The following is a 16,726-nucleotide window of genomic DNA, read 5'->3' as shown; positions in this document are numbered from 1 at the left end:
CGGCGGGGCTGATCCTGAGGCTCGCCGTTGCGGCAGAGGATGCGGCGATGACCCGCCGGCACCGCCTTGCACTCGACGCGATCCGGGGTCGGGCGCGCGTGAAGGCCGCGAACCTGGCCGGACCGCGCGACAACCTCGCGGCGATCGAGGACAAGTTCCAGTTTCCCAGTCGCGCACTGATCGACCTTGGCCAGGCGCTTGGCTACGCGCGGGTGATCTTTTCGCACCTGCCGGAAGGCGAGGATTTCGGTGCGCTTGTGCGCCGGCAGGTGTTGCGCAGCTTCGCGCAGATCGGCCTCGATCCCGCTCCGCTGGATGCCTATGACGCCGTCTTCCGCAGCATCGGCGAGGATTTCGGCGAGCCGATGCGTCCGTGGCTATATTCTGTCTTTGCGCAGATCGCGTTCATCAGGTAACCCGTGCACAGGGCTTTCCGGCCGCTCGCAGATGACGTCCACCGCAAGGCGCCAACTGCCCTGCCGCCCCCCTCAGACCACCCGTTCCACCATCATCTTCTTGATCTCGGCGATCGCCTTCGCGGGGTTCAGCCCCTTGGGGCAGGTCTTGGTGCAGTTCATGATGGTGTGGCAACGATACAGCTTGAACGGGTCTTCCAGATCATCCAACCGCTCGCCTGTCGCCTCATCGCGGCTGTCGATGATCCAGCGATAGGCGTGCAGCAGGGCGGCTGGCCCGAGATACTTGTCGCTGTTCCACCAATAGCTCGGGCAAGAGGTCGAGCAACAGGCGCACATCACGCATTCATACAGCCCGTCGAGCTTGGAGCGGTCGTCAATCGACTGTCGCCATTCTTTCGCGGGCTTGTTGGTCTTGGTCTCCAGCCACGGCATGATGCTGGCGTGCTGGGCGTAGAAATGCGTGAGATCGGGGATCAGGTCCTTCACCACCGGCATGTGCGGCAGCGGGTAGATCTTCACATCGCCCTTCACCTCATCCAGACCATAGATACAGGCCAAGGTGTTGATGCCGTCGATGTTCATCGCGCAGGATCCGCAAATCCCCTCGCGACAGGAACGCCGGAAGGTCAGCGTCGGGTCGATCTCATTCTTGATCTTGATCAGCGCATCCAGAATCATCGGGCCGCAGCTGTCCATGTCGACGAAATAGGTGTCCACCCGTGGGTTTTCGCCGTCATCCGGGCTCCAGCGATAGATCTGGAACTTGCGCACATTGGCGCCCGCAGGCTTCGGCCAGGTCTTGCCGGTGCGGATTTTCGAGTTTTTCGGCAGGGTAAACTGAACCATGTCTCAGACCTTTTCTTATCTTCCGCGTCAATACCGGCGGGCGGGAATGCTGCTATAGGGACGCGTCGGCATCTCACCCGAGCGGTGATAGACGCAATTTTGGTAAACTTGATCAGGATCTTTGCCCTGAAGGTAATCCGAGCTGATGGTGATCTCGCCAAACGTATGGTTACGCCCGCCCGAGCCAATCCCCACCCCCACCTCGCCGCGCGGATGCTCGGCCAGACGGGCGCGCTCAAAACACTCGCGCTCGGCCTGCGCGCGCGGGATCGGCCCGCAGGCGATCAGCGGCAACAGGGCCAGCAGGGCGAGGGTCGGGCGCATGGCTTAACCCCTCAATGGCGGCACGCCATTGCGTGCAAAGCAGGCCGCAGCCGTGGGCCGGGTCGCCAGATTGCGGATATTCTGCACCGTCAACGTGCCCGCCTCAACGCCGACATCCCGCGCCAAAGCCCGGATTTCGTCGGTTCCTGCCGCATCCAGCACGCATTGCGTCGCAGCCTCGGCGACATTGCCCGGCAATTCCTGCGCCAGAACCGGGCGCACCACCGTCTCCGCCGTCCGCCGCATCGCTTTATCCGCCACAACCTGCGGATCGCAGGCGGCAAGCAGCATCAATCCAGCCAGCCCAGCCAACAGACGCATCAGAACTTCCTTTCAGCCGGCGCGATCTTTTTCAGGGAAATCCCACCATCCGCCTCGGCCGTCAGCGGCGCGGTATGCACCGGCCGATAGTCCAGCTTGACCGAATTGCCGTCAACCCAAGCCAACGTGTGCTTGCGCCAATCGGCGTCATTGCGCGTGGCGTAATCCTCATGTGCATGTGCGCCCCGGCTTTCGGTGCGGGCATGTGCGCCGTAGATCGTCGCCAGCGCATTCGGCATAAGGTTCTGAAGTTCCAGCGTTTCCATCAGATCGCTGTTCCACACCAACGAGCGGTCCGTCACCTTGATGTCGCCCATCTTGCCCGCAATCGCGGTCATCTTGGCCACACCTTCGCCCAGCGTCTTGTCGGTACGGAACACCGCCGCATCGGCCTGCATGGTCTTTTGCATCTCCAACCGCAAATCAGCGGTCGGCACCGATCCATTGGCTTGCCGCGTCACATCAAAGCGGTCCAAGGCCCGGTCCACTTCAACCCGATTCACATCCGCAGCCCGCTCTTTCGGGTTCACAATCTCGCCCGCGCGGATCGCCGCCGCCCGGCCGAACACCACGAGGTCGATCAGGCTGTTAGACCCCAAACGGTTCGCACCATGCACCGAAGCACAGCCCGCCTCGCCCACCGCCATCAGCCCCGGCACAGTGGCATCGGGATTGTCATGCGTCGGGTTCAGCACCTCGCCGAAGTAGTTGGTCGGAATGCCGCCCATGTTGTAATGCACCGTCGGCAGCACCGGGATCGGCTCTTTGTGCAGATCAACGCCCGCAAAAATCCGCGCGCTTTCCGAAATCCCCGGCAACCGCAGCGCCAAGGTTTCCGGCGGCAGGTGGTTCAGGTGCAAATGGATGTGGTCCTTGTTTGGCCCCACCCCGCGCCCTTCGCGAATTTCAATCGTCATACAGCGCGAGACATAGTCACGAGGCGCCAAATCCTTATAATGCGGCGCATAGCGCTCCATAAAGCGCTCGCCTTCCGAGTTGGTCAGATAGCCCCCCTCGCCGCGCGCGCCTTCGGTGATCAAGCAGCCCGAGCCATAAATCCCGGTCGGGTGAAACTGCACGAACTCCATATCCTGCAACGGCAGCCCCGCGCGGGCGACCATACCGCCGCCATCGCCGGTGCAGGTGTGCGCCGAGGTTGCCGAGAAATACGCCCGCCCGTAACCGCCGGTCGCCAGCACCACCATCTTGGCGTTGAACACATGGATCGTGCCATCGTCGAGCTTCCACGCCACCACACCGGTGCAGCGGCCATCGGTCATGATCAGATCAATCGCGAAATATTCGATAAAAAACTCGGCATTATTCTTCAGCGATTGCCCATAGAGCGTGTGCAAAATCGCGTGGCCAGTCCGGTCAGCCGCGGCACAGGTGCGCTGCACCGGCGGGCCCTCGCCGTATTCGGTGGTGTGGCCGCCAAACGGGCGCTGATAAATCTTGCCCTCTTCGGTGCGCGAGAACGGCACGCCGTAATGCTCCAGCTCGTAGACCGCTTTCGGGGCCTCCCGCGCCAGATACTCCATCGCATCGGTGTCGCCCAACCAGTCCGAGCCCTTCACCGTGTCATACATATGCCACTGCCAAGAATCCGGCCCCATATTGCCAAGCGAGGCAGCAATCCCGCCCTGCGCCGCCACAGTATGCGACCGCGTCGGGAACACTTTGGTCACGCAAGCCGTGCGCAGACCCTGTTCCGCCATGCCCAAAGTCGCTCGCAAACCAGCGCCGCCAGCACCCACCACGACCACATCATAGTCGTGCACTTCATACGGATAAGCAGTCATATCAGCCCCTTAAAGTGCAATGCGAACAAGAGCATACAGCCCCGTCGCCGCAATCACGGTGGAAAGCGAGATCACAAACATGATCAGCATCTTGCGCGTGGTGCCATGCGCGTAATCTTCGATCATCATCGTGGCCCCCATCGCGAAATGCCGCATCCCGATCACCAGCACCAAAGCCGTCAGGATCGAGGTGAAGGGCCGCGCAAACGTCGCCCGCACCGCCTCATAATCCTGCCCCAAAGCGTGCCCGACGATGTAAACCCAGGTCGGCACCAGAAACGCCAGTGCCACGGCAGACAAGGTCATCGACCAGTGATGCGCCGTACCGGTGTGAGAAGCTCCACGGCCCTCTGCACGTTTGCGCGCGGTAAGATAACGCATATTCAGCCCCTTACACGATCAGAATGGTAAGCGCGGTCAGAATGAACGACCCCGCGATAATGCCCCAGCCCAGCTTTTCAGCCGTGGCAATCTCCAGCCCGTGGCCGGCATCGAAATACAGATGCCGCAGCCCCGACAGGTAGTGATACCACACCGCCCAAGCCGAACAGGTGAACACCAGATCGCCGAACCAGCTTGTCGCCACCGCATTGGCGACCGCGAAATATTCCGGTGACACCGCCGCCGCAAACAGCCACCACACCGCGAGCATCACGCCGACGATCAGCCCGTTACCGGTGATCCGGGTCAGGATCGAGGTGATCGAGGTCAGTTGCGGGCGATAGATCTGCAAATGGGGAGAGAGAGGGCGTTCCACCCGTTTGATCTCGGCCATGTCGTATCCCTTCGTCACATGTCGCGGCTGATCGGTCAGCCCGCACATCTTTATATCTTGCTTATCTCAATAGCGTGAAAATTGCGACTGTCACCACCAACCCTGCCGCAACTGCACAATGTTTTCGCTATCAGTGGCAGTTTTTCGCATTTGTGATCACATGGAAAATTCGCGTGATCACAAATTTTCAACCCACAGAATCTGTCAGGAACTGCCCCGATCAGGCGCGCTAAACCGGTATCAACGCCCAATAATCCAGATCAAGCAGCACCTCGGGCAGATACTTTCCGTCCGCCCCGCGCAAAGCCCCCGCCGCCCCGCGCGTCGCCACCAGCCGCAACCGGATCGCCCCTACACCCTTCGCATCGGTCTCGACCATATCCAGCACTTCCGACCACGCCCGCACCGTATCGCCCGCAAAGCACGGATTGGCATGCGCGCCCGCGTTCAACGCCACCAGCATCTGCGCATTGGCCAGCCCATTGAACGACAACGCCCGCGCCAATGAGATCACATGCCCGCCATAGATCAGCCGCTTGCCATCCGGGCGCTGCGTCGCATCGAAATGCACCTTGGCGGTGTTCTGCCACAGCCGGGTCGCCAGCATATGCTCGGCTTCCTCGATCGTGACACCGTCAACATGGTCAATCACCTCACCCACCGCATAATCGCGCATCCTATGCGGCTCGCCTGCCAGCGCGAAATTATAGCGCGTAAAATCAAGCCCCTGCGGGATCACCAGCGCGCTCGGCTCCACCACCTTTGCCAGCTCCGGCACCACCGTCACCGGGGCCCCCACGCCAAAATCGCGCTTCTTCACCATCACCCAGCGCACATACTCCAGCACCGCCTCGTCATGCTGGTTCAGCCCCACCGTGCGGACATAGACCACGCCCGACTGCCCGTTAGAGTTCTCTTTGACCCCAATCACCGTGCTTTCCGAGCGCAAAGTATCCCCCGGCCACACCGGCCGCAGCCAGCGCCCCTCGGCATAACCCAGGTTCGCCACCGCATTCAGCGACACATCCGGCACGGTCTTGCCGAACACCACATGAAACGCGATCAGATCATCCAGCGGGCTGAACGGCAGCCCACACTCCTGCGCGAAAATATCCGAGGAATACAATGCATGCCGCGCCGGATAGAGCGCGTGATACAGCGCGCGCTCGCCCATCTTCACCGTGCGCGGCACCGCATGCACGATAACATCGCCCACCCGGTAATCCTCAAAGAACCGCCCCGCATTGGTTTTGACCGCTGCCATCTCAGCCTCCGTAGGGTGGGTGAACCCACCAAATCTATTCGGTAGGGCGGGGATTGCCCCGCCGCACCCTAAGCCTCGCCCAGCTTCATCTCCGGGTCATATGTCCCCGGCACATCCTTCACCACCGCCTGCCCGCAGCGCATCACGCCGCGCGCCGCGTCAAAGCCGTAGGTCGGCCCGCCATGCAGCACCCAGCCCTTGCTGAGTGCCAGACTAACCTTGTGGCAAAACGCGCTCGTGTCGTCGTCCGACAAAAACCGATACAGCTGCATCAGGAATACGTCCCCAAAAACACCGGATGCCCCAGCCACGCGTGGATCATCGCGATCACCCCCAGCAGCACAACTGTCCCCACAAGGTTCATCGCATCGCCCTTGATGCCGCGCCCGTTGGTCGGGGCCACCCAAACCTCAGCCCGATTGATCAACACCATCTCGACCAAGGCCCAAATCCCGATACCGCCAAACAGCACCAAAGACGCCTGATCGCCGTTCACCAGCAAATGCGCCACCGCCCAGATCACAGCGCCCCACAGCATCGGGTGCCGCATCTTCGGATACAAAGTGCCCTTGGTGCCGCCCACCCCAAACAGGAACAAAGATACCAACATCAAAGTGTTATTCAGATGCCCCATGCCGGGAAGCGGCGTGTAAACCGGCTCCCATTCCGCTGCGCGATAGCCGACAACCATCAGCACCACCGCCAGCAGCAACAGCCCTGTCACCACCAACTTGCCGCGCTCGCCCATACCCGCCCGCACATCCGGGGCCACACGTTTGAAGAAATGCGCGCCCACCCATAGCGCCAGTCCCAAAATCAGCCAGATCATCGCCTTAACCTCATGCAGACAGCGCGGCTATCATCTGGGCCTTCCCTAGAACCGCCTGTGCGGTGACGATATGCAGGTTTTCGACAATCTTTCCATCCACAACCGCCACGCCCTGCCCCGCCGCCGTGGCCGCATTGAACGCCGCGATCTGCCGCCGCGCGAGGTCTAATTCCGCCTCCGACGGTGCAAAGGCCGCATTGGCAATCTCCAACTGCGCCGGATGGATCAGGGTTTTGCCGTCAAACCCCATATCGCGGCCCTGCACGCATTCAGCCAGCAGCCCCGCATCATCCTTGAAGGCGTTATAGACGCCATCGACGATCACCCGCCCGTAAGCCCTAGCTGCCAGCAGACACAAGCCAAGCCCCGCCTGCATCGGCAAGCGATCCGCCCGATGCCTGCTGCCCAGCTCTTTCGCCAGATCATTGGTGCCCATCACCATGCCCTGAAGGCTTGGATGCGCCGCAATCTCGGCGGCGTTCAACATGCCCAGCGCGGTTTCCATCATCGCCCACAACGGCTTGGCCGTCACCGCCGCCACCGCATCCAGATCGGCCGCCCGGTTCACCTTCGGGATCAGCACAGCCTCCACGCCCGGATGCCCACCAAACGCCGCCAGATCTTCGGCCCCCCACGGGCTATCCAAGCCGTTGATCCGCACGATCCGCGCCCGGTGGCCGTAACCGCCCTCGGCCAAAGCCTGCGCTAAAACCTCGCGCGCCGCCGCCTTCTCCTCGGGCGCCACCGCATCCTCCAGATCGAAGATGATCGCATCCGCCGCAAGGCTGCGCGCCTTCTCCAGCGCACGGTCTTTCGAGCCCGGAATATACAGCACAGAACGGAAGGGGCGACCCGACGCAATAGATGTCATGATTCTCTCCGGCAACAATATTGCGCCAACCGACCGCATTTTGCCACTTTCGGCAAGCCCAGAAATGCCGCAGCGCAGAAAAACCCGCGCGCAGCCTTAACGCTTTCCTCGCATCTTCCGCGCAGCCTGCGGTCTAACACCAACCGGAGACCGCAATGGAAAAGACCCTGTTCGCCCTGTCGCTCGGCTTCGCTGGCCTGATCCTTGCGGTGCACGCAGCCCAAGCCGCCCCGATTCAGATGCCCTCCGCTCAGAAGCCCCGATACCCGTCCCACATCAGCTTGATCGACACCAACAGCAGCGCCCAAGTCACCAGCTGAAAGAACAACCGCTCCGGCAACCATTTCACCAGCCGCACCCCGACAAAAACTGAAATAGCCGCCACCGGCATCAGCACCAACACCTTCTCAAGGCTCGCCAGATTGATCTGCCCCAGCAGATAATACGGGATCAGCTTCACCGCGTTGATATAGGCAAAGGCAATCGTCGAGGTGCCCGCAAACACCGCCTTCGTCATCCCCAAAGGCATGGTGTAAACCTGATAGGGTGGCCCGCCGGAATGACTGACAAAGCTGGTAAACCCGGTCACGGCGCCCCAGAACACCCCCGGTGCCACCTTGGCCCGCGCAGGCGCCACCAGCACCTGCCGCTTGATCAGCAGGTTCAGCGCGAACACCACACCAATCAGCCCGATCAGCACCGTCACCCAAGCCTCTGACACCACTTTCGCGGTCAGATAACCCAGCAAAATCCCCAGAGTCGCCGCGGGCAGCAAGATCGCCAGCACCCGGCGGTCAAACGCATGGCGATAGGCGTAAAGCCCGAACATGTCCGACACCACATAGAGCGGCAGCATCAGCCCCGCCGCCGTCACGGGCGACATCCCCGGCACCAGCGCCAGCACCGGCACCGACAGCATCCCCACCACCGGCAAACCGCCCTTGCCCATGCCGACAAACACCGAGGCCAGCACCGCCAGCGCCCAAAACGCAAATCCGTCCATCATGGCTCTTTCCCCTGCCAGCGGAATCACCCATGATCACCGCGTTGCCGATCCCGGCGGCCCCGGAATCGCCCACCTGCCCTGCCTGCGCCGGTTTAGCGCAAACAGTGTAAGCGGGCCAGTAGCTTGGCCCAACCCCGCGCGGTGGGCTTGCTTCTAGGGTCGAACGGGCTTAGCATACCATTGTATACAAACCCTTCGGAGACCCACATGGCACGCCCAAAAATCGCGCTGATCGGCGCAGGTCAGATTGGTGGCACGCTCGCCCATCTCGCCGCCATCAAAGAACTTGGCGACATCATTCTGTTTGATATTGCCGAGGGCACCCCGCAGGGCAAAGCACTCGACATCGCGCAATCCGGCCCTTCGGCGGGCTTTGATGCGGCGCTGAAAGGTGCAAATTCCTACGCTGATATCGCGGGCGCAGATGTCTGCATCGTCACCGCAGGCGTGCCCCGCAAACCGGGGATGAGCCGCGATGACCTGTTGGGCATCAACCTGAAAGTGATGAAAGCGGTTGGTGAAGGCCTGAAGGCCCATGCCCCGAACGCCTTCGTGATCTGCATCACCAACCCGCTTGATGCGATGGTCTGGGCTCTGCGCGAATTTTCCGGCCTGCCGCACCACATGGTTGTCGGCATGGCAGGTGTCTTGGATAGCGCCCGCTTCCGCCACTTCCTGTCGGTCGAGTTCAACGTGTCGATGCGCGACGTCACTGCCTTCGTTCTGGGCGGCCACGGCGACACCATGGTGCCCTTGGCGCGCTATTCCACCGTCGGCGGCATCCCGTTGCCGGATCTGGTCGCGATGGGCTGGACCACGCAGGAAAAACTCGACGGCATCATCCAGCGCACCCGCGATGGCGGCGCCGAAATCGTCGGCCTGCTGAAAACCGGCTCGGCGTTCTACGCCCCGGCGCAATCGGCGATCGAGATGGCCGAAGCCTTCCTGAAAGACCAGAAGCGCCTGCTGCCTTGCGCGGCTTACGTTGACGGTGCCTTGGGCCTCAAAGGCATGTATGTCGGCGTCCCCACCATCATCGGCGCGGGCGGTATCGAGCGTATCGTCGACATCAAGATGAATGCCGACGAACAAGCCATGTTCGACAAATCCGTCGAAGCCGTGAATGGCCTTGTCACGGCTTGCAAAGCGATTGATCCGTCGCTGGCCTGATCCGCACCCTGCGCAATCCTTGCGCAAAAGCCTGAAGAAATGCGCGCCGCGAAAGTGGCGCGCATTTTTCATGGCACCCTCCCCCGTTGCCGCAAGAACTGTTTGTAAGGCTCAAACACCCGTGTCACGTTTCCGTGATCGAAGAGCCGCTCGCAGCCCGGCCTTTCGCAGCCCAACCTCGCGCCGCATCGTAGGAGAACGCCACATGACCTACCTCACTGCCATCACCTATATTCACACCGCGATCAGCCTGATCGCGATCCCGCTCGGCATCATGGCCACCGCCCGGCTGTTCCGCCCCGACCTGCCCGGCCATTGGACGCGCAGCTTTCTGTGGCTGGCCGTGCTGACCTCGGCCACCGGCTTCATCTTCCCGTTCATCGGCATCACCCCGGCCTTCGTCACCGGCATCGTCGCCCTCGCCGTCCTCGCCGCGATGCGCTGGGCCTACACCCACCCCGAAGCCGCCTTCGCCCGCTGGACCTACGCCGGAGGCATGGTCGCCAGCCTTTACCTGCTGATCTTCGTCGCCGTGGTGCAAGCCTTCCTGAAAATCCCCAACCTGCACGCCCTCGCCCCCACCGGAACCGAAGCCCCCTTCGCCATCACCCAAGTCCTCGTGCTGCTGGTGATGGTCGCCATCGGCATCGCCGCCCTACGCGCCTTCCGCTGGAGGACGGCTCTGTAGGGTGGGTGAAACCCACCACCCGACGGCACACCCAAAATGCGCGCCTCGAAAGGGCGCGCATTTGCGGGGAAATCCGCTGCTACGATCAAATTGAGGCCACAATTCTCAAGCATACGCCCAAAGCAAATTGCCTCGGTGTTGGTCCATGTATCTCCGCTTCGTCCGCCCCATTAAACTAAATCACATGGCCGCACGTTCTGGCTTTTTTACAGCAGCGTATGAGTTGCGAGATCAAAACCCCGATCCGTTGACATCTCTCAGGCTGGAAAAACATTTGGCGTGGTTTCGCGAAAACCTTCATGCACCGGCCAAGTTCACCCGCTCAAAATCCAAAGGTGCATGGCGGGTCGACGACACAAAAGGCCTCAGTTGGTTCAAAGACACCGCAACAGAAATGCTGGCCCAAGCCCATGACCTTGCCGCATTGCTGAACGAATGCGGCCATCCGATTGAAGTCTTACGCTCAGACCGCATCGGCTACATTGTATATGCGGACCTGCACCAAGTCATCGCCGAGCCATTCAGCGACACTCCGACCTGACCTCAAATCTGCCCTCAATTTGACTAAAATTTTTGCCATTCACATTGGCCCAAATATCCCACGGGGGAGGCTCTTGGCCCTTTGCCAAGAGCCTGGGGGTGTGAAACCCCCATCTTACCTGCCTAAAATCCTTACCAAACCCCTAACACCACCACCCAACCCCTTGACCCCAAACACATTTCAAAAGTCCCCACGCGGGACCGGCAGTCCTAACCTGCCCGCCGCATCCGCCGCACCCTGCGCCGCACTCCCGCAGCAATCCGGGCCAGCCACCCCTGCGGTCGCCGCGCCAGATAGCGGATCTCACAGCCGTCAAACCCCGCCACGCTCAGATCAAAACCACCCGCCGGAAACACCCGCGCCAGATCGCCGCGCAGGTCCAGATCCCCCGGCGTGATCAGATCCAGCGCCGTCAACGCCGCAGCTCGCGCCGGGCTCAGTTGCTTGATCGACAGATACAGCGCAGCATGCTCGTCCTGCGTCGCCCCCTCTGCCGCAATCGCCTGCAACTGCGCGCAGCGGGCCGGCGCAAAGGATCGCCACCCCGGTTGCTGGGCGATCACCCGCTGGCGCTTGCCGATCCAGCTCTGCAAGGTCAGCCCGTCGAAATGATGCAACTGCCAGCCCTGTAGCGGGCTGATATCGGCCAGCGTCACATTGCGGGCCGAGTGAATATCGGTCTGCAAGCCCCGCCCGGTGCGAAAGAACGCTTTGCTTGACGGATAGCCCGTCATGCCCTGCCGCAGAAACGGTGCCACCGCGCCGTCAATCGCATCCACCTGCGGCTGCAGCGGCAGCGGGTTGGGCCGCCGGAACACCCCGTCAAAGATGTCATCCGGGTCGGGCGCGGTCAGATACACCCGCTCTACCACCGGCACCTGCGCCACCAGACAGCTTGCGGGCAAAGCCGCCAGCGCCGCCGCAACATCGCCCCCGCGTGACAAGAATTCATCGGCGTCGATATGCAGCAGCCAATCCACCCGGCTGTTGTCATATGCGCTCTGCAAATTATAGCGTTGCCGATCCGACGGTGCCCAAGGCCGCCCCTCCGGCAGCGCACGCCAATAGGCGGCATCGCAGCGGATCAGCACACAGCCCGGCACCCCCGCCAATGCGGCCTCCAGCGCGGGCTGCGGCGTGTCCAGATAGAGATGCACCTCTGTCGCACCGCGCACAACACAGGCGGCGACAAAGGCCGCGACCAAAGGCGCAGGCTCACTGACGGTGGCAACAACACTCCATCGCAAACGGCAAGACCCTTCCTGTCAGCTGTCGCGCAAGCTTAGGGTGGCGTGCTGGCCCTGTCCACCGTATGCGCAAGGCAGGCCCAATCCTTAACAAGTCCTTAAAACCACCACCCCAACCAATTGATTTCAAACACATAAAAAAGGTCCCGAGTTGGGACCATCCCCAAACCTCCCCCCGCCCCCCTTGACACCCCCCGCCCCCTCCGCCCAACTCCGGCCAAACCCCGGAGGCCAGAATGACCGATTTCCACGCCGAGCTTGAATCCCGCCTGATCCGCTACGCCAGCATCGACAGCCAATCCAGTGACGGATCCCCCACCTCGCCCTCCACCGAAATCCAGCTGAACATCCTGCGGCTGCTGGAAACCGAGCTGAAAGAAATCGGCGCGTCAGAGGTGCAACTCACCCCCTACGGCACCGTCATAGCCACCATCCCCGGCACCGCACCCAACGCCGATAAACTCCCCACCATCGGCCTGCTCGCCCACATCGACACCGCCCCACAATTCAACGCCACAGGCGTCAAACCCCGGGTGATCCGCGGCTACAACGGCGGTGCTGTCAGCTTCCCCGACAACCCCACCCTCAGCCTTTCCCCCGATCACAACCCCTACCTCGGCACCAAACAAGGCCACGACATCATCACCGCCTCCGGCCTCACCCTGCTGGGCGCGGACGATAAAGCAGGCGTCGCGATCCTGATGACCGCGGCCCGCCACCTGCTGGCCAACCCCGAGATCCCCCACCCGACCCTGCGCATCGCGTTCACCCCGGATGAGGAAATCGGCCGCGGCGTCCATTCCAATCTGCCGAAAGACCTGAACGCCGATTTCGCCTACACCTTTGATGGCGGGGCAGTGGGCGAGATCGAGTACGAGTCGTTCTCCGCCGACGGCGCGACCGTCCACATCAAGGGCGTCTCGATCCATCCCGGCTTGGCTAAGGATAAACTCGTCAACGCCATCCACCTCGCCGCCAAGATCATCCAGACCTTGCCGCAAGCCACGCTTACCCCGGAAACCACCTCCGACCGCGACGGCTTTATCCATGCCACCGATATGACCGGTGGCTCATCGGAAATGACCCTGAAGTTCATCCTGCGCGACTTTGAACGCGACGGCCTCGCCGCCAAAGGCGCTTTGCTGCAACAGGTCTGTGCCGCCGTCGCAGCCACCGAGCCGCGCGCCGAGATCACCTGCACGATCAAGCCGCAGTATCGCAACATGCGCTACTGGCTGGAAAAGGACATGACCCCGGTTGATCTGGCCCGCGACGCTGCCCGCTCGCTTGGGATCGAGCCTGTCTCTGTTCCGATCCGCGGCGGCACCGATGGCTCGCGGTTGACCGAGATGGGTATCCCCTGCCCCAACCTGTTCACCGGGATGCAGGATATTCATGGCCCGCTGGAATGGATTTCGGTGCAGGATATGGGCCAAGCCACCCAGTTCTGCCTCGCCCTTGTGGAACACGCTGCAAAGCCTAAAACTTAGTTCAAAATTTCATCCTCTGCGCTCAAATATCCCACGGGGTCCGGGGTGTGAAACCCCGGCGCTTTGTGGCAAGAAACCGCATGGCCCAGCACATCTCGCCCTACCACGTCCCGGATTTCTACGCCGATGCCCTTGCCAAAGGCCGTCATCGCGACATCGTCGGCGGGCGGTGGGAGGAGACCGGCAAGATCCAGATGGAAATTCTGCTCGGGGCTGGTTTGCTGCCCGCGCATCATCTGCTCGACATCGGCGCAGGCTCGCTGCGGCTGGGTTGTCGCGCCATCACCCATCTGAACCCCGGTCACTATTGGGCGACAGATCTGTCCGGGGCGCTATTGCAACGCGGCTACGAAACGGAAATCGCGGATAAATCGCGGCTGAACCCAAGCCATTTGATTGAGGATGCGCATTTCAACTTCCCCGGCGTGCCTGACACGATCACCCATGCCATCGCCTTTGCGGTGTTCACCCATCTGCCCGCCAACCACCTGCGCCGGGCACTGATCCAGATCCGTGCCCGCTTTCCTGCCTTGCAAAAGCTGCTGTTCACAGCGTTTCTTGCGCCCGATGCCGATCAAAGCCTGCAGCCGGTCAGGCAACCCGACGGCGTGGTCACCCATGATACCCGCGCGCCCTATCACATGCTGGCCGAGGACGTGCTGCATCTGACCCGCGCTTCGGGCTTCACAGTCGATCAGCACCAAACCCGGCTGCCGCGCGGGCAAGTGCTGTTCATCGCTGCCCCGGCCTGAGGTCTGGAATCCCGCAGTTGCATCCCAAAGTCCCGCGGCGCACCCTGCGCCAAAGCCTTGAGGAGATTGCCATGCGTATCCTGACCACCGTGCTGCTGTGCCTTGCCACCCCCTTGCACGCCGAAACCATCAGTGCCGAGATCGGCAGCAAGGGCTTGGCCGCGACCGCGGCGCGGTTGGCCACCTTGCCCGCACCCACGGATACCGATCGCTTTGCCTTGGGGGGCGTGCGGTTTTTGGGCGCTGTCGAGGCGGCCTTGCAACTGCGCTACAGCGCGGGGATGACTGACCAGACGGGGATGCTGCCCTTCCTGCGCCTGCCGCTTGCGGACAATCCGACGCCGGTTCCGTTCCAGCCTGCGATGATTTCGGATCTGTTCCGCAGTGTCGATACCAAGCTGGCGCTGGCCCGCGAGCCGTTGGCCGCGATCCCGGACAGCTCTGATTTCACGCTGGACATCAATTTCGCCGATCTGTGGTTTGACATCAACGCCAACCAGACCCGCGACCAAGGCGAGGACGCGCTGGACGTGCTGGGCCCGATGTTGCTGGGCTGGCAATGGGACAGCCGCGATCCTGCCACCCCGGCCCCGCTGGTGAAATTCGACGCAGCCGATGCCGCGTGGCTTTCTGCCTACACCCACTTGCTGCAAGGGGTCAGCGATGTGGTGCTGGCCTATGATCCGAGCGAGCCGATTGACCGCATTCGGAAAACCCATGAAAAAATGCGCAGCCTTGGCGGAGTCAGCCCCAGCTTTATCACCGGCGCAGGCGGCGACGGGCTGGATGAGCTGGACGTGATCGCCATCGTCATCGCCGCCCTGCAACAGACCCCCGATGCGGCTCGGATGACCAGCGCGCAGGCGCATTTCCTGAGCATGATCGCCGACAACCGCCGGTTCTGGGACACCGTGGCACAAGAAACCGACAATGCCGCCGAATGGTTGCCGAATGACAAACAGCAATCGGCTTTGGGGGTCACTCTGCCACCGGGCACCGGGGCGGTCTGGCTTTCGGTGCTGGATGATGCCGAAGGGCTGCTGAAAGGCACCAAGCTCGCGCCCTACTGGCGGCAGCAAGGTGCAGCGGGGGTGAACATCGCCAAGGTGTTTACCGATCCGCGCCCTGCCGATCTGGCAGGCTGGATCCAAGGCTGGGCCGCCGCGCCGTATCTGGAGACCGGCACGCTGGTCAGCGCGCAAAACTGGAGCGCGTTTGAGCAGATGATGGGCGGCGAGGCGATGATGCTGTCGTTTTATCTGAACTGATCTCAGGCCAGATCCGGCGCATGCGCCTGCAGGAACCCAGCATAGCGCTGGCGCAAACGGGCATCGAACGCCGCCACCGACAGATCAGGGTCCAGCCCCGCCGCAGCCAAAACCGGGCGGGGATCAAACCCCGTCTCATCCAAACAGCCAAACCGCCGCAATTGCTTGATCTGACGGTGATCCAGTGTTTTCAGCGTCGAAACCAAAGCCGTGCGCAGCGGCGCATCTGCCACCGCTTCGCACAAAGACCAGAACTGCGTGCTGCGGGCGGCGCCGTGACGATCACTGGCACGGCTGGGCGGTTCGTGTGCGCGGCGGAGCAGCTTCAGGGTGAAATGCAGCGGCGTCAGACCATCGAAATGCAGCAGCCGCGTGGTCTGGATCGCCTGATGCGGCGGCTTTCCCAGCGGCGCATGGATGCCCATCTGCATCTGCGCGCCCACCCGTACCACCGCCTTGCCTGCCTTATGCCCGGTCAGGCCGTAGTGAAAGAAACTGCGCATCTCACCGTAAACCCTGGCACCGTTGCGGGGATAATCGACAAGCTCGTGGCGAAACACCCCGGCAAAGATATCGTCTCCGATGACGCCTTGCGGATAGGCCCGCTCGGCCACCAGCAGGCGCAGATACATCGCGTGATCCGGCGCGGCGGCGAGTTCTGCGTGCAACGCATCGCCATCGCGCAGAAACTCATCGGCATCGCAATGCAGCAGCCAATCGGCATCGGTCTGCGCGTAGACCCGCCGCGCATTATGCGCTTGTCGCGTGGTGTGCAGACCCGGACGCTTGCCGCGCGGTGTCGATGCCCAGTAAGCCGCGTCGCACACAGTCACCACGCAGCCGGGCAATCTGGCCAGCATCGCCTGAGCCTCGACGTCCGGCTGATCCAGGAACACATGCACCGCAGCGGCTCCCTGCGCCAGATGATGCGCGGCAAAAGTCGCCACCAGCGCTGCGGGTTCATCCACGGTCGCCACCACTGCCCAGTTGGGTTTCATCACTCTGTAACCATTCCGCTCTATCGCCTGCCCGACAATGCCTCAGCGTTAGCGCCAACGGCAAGCCCTGATAAACTTGAGGAAACACGTCACGTGATCACAATTTTTTTGCGTG

General features: G+C 62.1%; 20 protein-coding genes. 7 read left to right on the top strand and 13 right to left on the bottom strand.

The genetic code is table 11. The annotated features are described in order from the left end of the window. A partial coding sequence (locus U1A24_RS04200; protein WP_322320732.1) for a hypothetical protein occupies positions 1–416 on the top strand: 416 nt, incomplete at its 5' end. 72 nt (positions 417–488) lie between these two features. Here U1A24_RS04200 and U1A24_RS04195 read toward each other — a convergent pair. The 11 genes from U1A24_RS04195 to U1A24_RS04145 form a co-directional block, all read right to left on the bottom strand. Then, positions 489–1,265, bottom strand: coding sequence for a succinate dehydrogenase iron-sulfur subunit (locus tag U1A24_RS04195; RefSeq protein WP_322320731.1), 777 nt, complete (start codon positions 1,263–1,265; stop codon positions 489–491). A gap of 27 nt (positions 1,266–1,292) precedes the next feature. Next, positions 1,293–1,589 (bottom strand): hypothetical protein, encoded by a 297-nt coding sequence (locus U1A24_RS04190; protein WP_322320730.1) that lies wholly within the window; start codon positions 1,587–1,589, stop codon positions 1,293–1,295. Positions 1,590–1,592: 3 nt separating this feature from the next. Then, on the bottom strand, positions 1,593–1,910 hold the full coding sequence (locus tag U1A24_RS04185; RefSeq protein ID WP_322320729.1) for a hypothetical protein: 318 nt from the start codon (positions 1,908–1,910) through the stop codon (positions 1,593–1,595). Further along, positions 1,910–3,712: a succinate dehydrogenase flavoprotein subunit gene (gene sdhA / locus U1A24_RS04180; protein ID WP_322320728.1), complete on the bottom strand. Its 1,803-nt coding sequence runs from the start codon at positions 3,710–3,712 to the stop codon at positions 1,910–1,912. The genes U1A24_RS04185 and sdhA overlap by 1 nt, the downstream gene beginning before the upstream one ends. 9 nt (positions 3,713–3,721) lie before the next feature. Then, positions 3,722–4,093 (bottom strand): succinate dehydrogenase, hydrophobic membrane anchor protein, encoded by a 372-nt coding sequence (gene sdhD / locus U1A24_RS04175; RefSeq protein ID WP_322320727.1) that lies wholly within the window; start codon positions 4,091–4,093, stop codon positions 3,722–3,724. 10 nt (positions 4,094–4,103) lie between these two features. Continuing rightward, a complete protein-coding gene (sdhC, locus tag U1A24_RS04170; protein ID WP_322320726.1) occupies positions 4,104–4,487 on the bottom strand; it encodes a succinate dehydrogenase, cytochrome b556 subunit in 384 nt (127 codons plus the stop codon). Positions 4,488–4,716: 229 nt separating this feature from the next. Continuing rightward, positions 4,717–5,751: a MaoC family dehydratase gene (locus U1A24_RS04165; protein WP_322320725.1), complete on the bottom strand. Its 1,035-nt coding sequence runs from the start codon at positions 5,749–5,751 to the stop codon at positions 4,717–4,719. 68 nt (positions 5,752–5,819) lie between these two features. Continuing rightward, positions 5,820–6,023 (bottom strand): DUF1737 domain-containing protein, encoded by a 204-nt coding sequence (locus U1A24_RS04160; RefSeq protein WP_054007040.1) that lies wholly within the window; start codon positions 6,021–6,023, stop codon positions 5,820–5,822. Next, entirely contained in the window at positions 6,023–6,580 is a 558-nt protein-coding gene (locus U1A24_RS04155; RefSeq protein WP_322320724.1) for an NnrU family protein, read from the bottom strand. Before U1A24_RS04155 ends, U1A24_RS04160 begins: the two co-directional genes overlap by 1 nt. A gap of 10 nt (positions 6,581–6,590) precedes the next feature. Beyond that, the gene (locus U1A24_RS04150) at positions 6,591–7,451 is read right to left on the bottom strand and encodes a CoA ester lyase (protein WP_322320723.1); all 861 of its coding nucleotides are present in this window, start codon (positions 7,449–7,451) and stop codon (positions 6,591–6,593) included. Positions 7,452–7,701: 250 nt separating this feature from the next. Next, positions 7,702–8,454 (bottom strand): sulfite exporter TauE/SafE family protein, encoded by a 753-nt coding sequence (locus U1A24_RS04145; protein ID WP_322320735.1) that lies wholly within the window; start codon positions 8,452–8,454, stop codon positions 7,702–7,704. Positions 8,455–8,664: 210 nt separating this feature from the next. On the opposite strand from U1A24_RS04145, the gene mdh reads away from it, so the two are divergent. The 3 genes from mdh (at position 8,665) to U1A24_RS04130 (ending at position 10,856) form a co-directional block, all read left to right on the top strand. Further along, positions 8,665–9,627 carry a malate dehydrogenase gene (mdh, locus tag U1A24_RS04140; RefSeq protein ID WP_322320722.1) on the top strand — a complete coding sequence of 321 codons (963 nt, stop codon included), beginning with the start codon at positions 8,665–8,667 and terminating at the stop codon, positions 9,625–9,627. Positions 9,628–9,832: 205 nt separating this feature from the next. Further along, positions 9,833–10,315 carry a hypothetical protein gene (locus U1A24_RS04135; protein WP_322320721.1) on the top strand — a complete coding sequence of 161 codons (483 nt, stop codon included), beginning with the start codon at positions 9,833–9,835 and terminating at the stop codon, positions 10,313–10,315. A gap of 145 nt (positions 10,316–10,460) precedes the next feature. Then, entirely contained in the window at positions 10,461–10,856 is a 396-nt protein-coding gene (locus U1A24_RS04130; RefSeq protein ID WP_322320720.1) for a hypothetical protein, read from the top strand. 209 nt (positions 10,857–11,065) lie between these two features. Here U1A24_RS04130 and U1A24_RS04125 read toward each other — a convergent pair whose 3' ends face one another. Continuing rightward, the gene (locus tag U1A24_RS04125; protein WP_322320719.1) at positions 11,066–12,103 is read right to left on the bottom strand and encodes a glycosyltransferase family 2 protein; all 1,038 of its coding nucleotides are present in this window, start codon (positions 12,101–12,103) and stop codon (positions 11,066–11,068) included. Between the two features lie 236 nt (positions 12,104–12,339). On the opposite strand from U1A24_RS04125, the gene pepT reads away from it, so the two are divergent. The 3 genes from pepT (at position 12,340) to U1A24_RS04110 (ending at position 15,613) form a co-directional block, all read left to right on the top strand. Then, positions 12,340–13,593 carry a peptidase T gene (gene pepT / locus U1A24_RS04120; RefSeq protein WP_322320718.1) on the top strand — a complete coding sequence of 418 codons (1,254 nt, stop codon included), beginning with the start codon at positions 12,340–12,342 and terminating at the stop codon, positions 13,591–13,593. An 80-nt stretch (positions 13,594–13,673) separates the two neighbouring features. After that, complete coding sequence (locus U1A24_RS04115; protein WP_322320717.1) at positions 13,674–14,345, top strand: class I SAM-dependent methyltransferase; 672 nt, start codon at positions 13,674–13,676, stop codon at positions 14,343–14,345. Positions 14,346–14,416: 71 nt separating this feature from the next. Beyond that, positions 14,417–15,613 carry a hypothetical protein gene (locus U1A24_RS04110; RefSeq protein ID WP_322320716.1) on the top strand — a complete coding sequence of 399 codons (1,197 nt, stop codon included), beginning with the start codon at positions 14,417–14,419 and terminating at the stop codon, positions 15,611–15,613. A gap of 2 nt (positions 15,614–15,615) precedes the next feature. On the opposite strand, the gene U1A24_RS04105 is transcribed toward U1A24_RS04110, so the two are convergent. Then, positions 15,616–16,611 carry a glycosyltransferase family 2 protein gene (locus tag U1A24_RS04105; RefSeq protein WP_322320734.1) on the bottom strand — a complete coding sequence of 332 codons (996 nt, stop codon included), beginning with the start codon at positions 16,609–16,611 and terminating at the stop codon, positions 15,616–15,618. Positions 16,612–16,726 lie beyond the last annotated feature (115 nt).

Source organism: Cypionkella sp. (assembly GCF_034376685.1).
Lineage (GTDB): Bacteria > Pseudomonadota > Alphaproteobacteria > Rhodobacterales > Rhodobacteraceae > Cypionkella.
This window is presented reverse-complemented; position numbering and strand designations above follow the sequence as displayed.